Below are 1,353 nucleotides of genomic sequence, written 5' to 3' on the forward strand. Positions count from 1 at the left end.
ACTCATAGGCCCCCTCCAAAAGCTGGACTATTAATTCGAATGAAGTTAGAATTAAAATACAGTTAAGAGGAGGTCTTTTATGTCTATAAGGTTTATAAAGAAATTCTCTGAAGAAGAGAGAGTTAAGATTGTTGAAGAAGCTTTAGAATATGGAAGCAATGCCTTAGTTGCTGCTAAGTATGGAATACATCCAGGTTTACTGTCCAACTGGAAAGGAAACTACAGACGGTATGGTCAGACATTAAAACCAAGAGATGTGGCAGATACAAAAGAAAGTGAAGTTATAGTAAATTATAAGAATGAATATAGACGCCTTTTGGAGGAGAATAAAGAGAAGGACTTAGAAATAGCTGTTCTTAGAGATTTATTAAAAAAAAAGAATCAGAAATAGATTATTATGATTATGCTGAGGAATGGATCTCTTCGGGAGCACCCGTAACAAGTATTCTTAGAATACTTGGACTTAAGAAATCAACCTATTATCGAAGAAAAAAATTAGCTGATGAAAAAGTCAAATCACTTGGGAGAGCCGAAGGAAATATACCAGGATTTAGCTATAATGTTGTTAATTTTAAGATAAATGACTTAATTATACAAAAATATATTAGTGAGATAAAGTCAACTGAGTTCTGTACATTTTATGGATATAAAAAGGTTACAGCAGTACTTAAAAGAAAGTATTTGTTGAAAATAAATAAGAAAAAAGTATATAGACTAATGAGCGTTATGGGTATGATAAGAGATAAAAAGCAGCCTGTAAGGCAGTATAAAAGAATCTGTAAAAACCACACGGTAACTAACTCTAATCAGCTTTGGGAAATGGATACGAAATATATCTATATAGCCGGTACACGCCAAGTGGCGTACCTAGCATCTATTATAGATGTGTTTGATAGAAGTATTTTAGCATATAAACTATCTCTTTCCCCAAATGCTGAGTCTGCCCAGGAAGCTTTAATTATGGCTTTCTACAATCGAGGGTTAAAGGATAAAGAAGGGCTTACCCTTCGAACTGACAACGGTTCACAGTTTGTTGCACATACCTTCGAAAAGTTCTGTATTAAAGAAAAGATAACTCACGAAAGAATTCCAGTTAAGAGTCCTAATTATAATGCTCATATTGAGTCTTATCACAGATACCTTCAAGATGAGTGCCTAACAGGAAAGCTATTCAATTCTTTAGAAGAAGCTGAAGATGTTATTGATAATTTTGTATATGGATACAATAAAGTACGTATACATTCATCTATAGATTATAGAACTCCTTATGGGTTCTATAATCTAAAAGATAGCAATTTTAAGAGTAAGTTAGTAATTCGAATATAAAGTCCCATTTGAAGGGGTCCATCCGAG

The 1,353-nt window shown here is 33.2% G+C and carries 2 protein-coding genes; both read left to right on the forward strand.

Going from position 1 to position 1,353, the window contains the following annotated elements; genetic code table 11:
* The first annotated feature begins 79 nt into the window (after positions 1-79).
* Complete coding sequence (locus BUA82_RS20240) at positions 80-391, forward strand: transposase (protein WP_073013012.1); 312 nt, start codon at positions 80-82, stop codon at positions 389-391.
* Positions 392-417: 26 nt separating this feature from the next.
* Positions 418-1,326: an IS3 family transposase gene (locus BUA82_RS20245; protein WP_278321601.1), complete on the forward strand. Its 909-nt coding sequence runs from the start codon at positions 418-420 to the stop codon at positions 1,324-1,326.
* Positions 1,327-1,353 lie beyond the last annotated feature (27 nt).

The organism is Clostridium amylolyticum (genome assembly GCF_900142075.1).
GTDB lineage: Bacteria > Bacillota > Clostridia > Clostridiales > Clostridiaceae > Clostridium_AA > Clostridium_AA amylolyticum.

Excerpts from the sequence above, each read along its gene's own strand:
- BUA82_RS20240 (WP_073013012.1), top strand. The coding sequence starts at position 80 with ATGTCTATAAGGTTTATAAAGAAATTCTCTGAAGAAGAGAGAGTTAAG.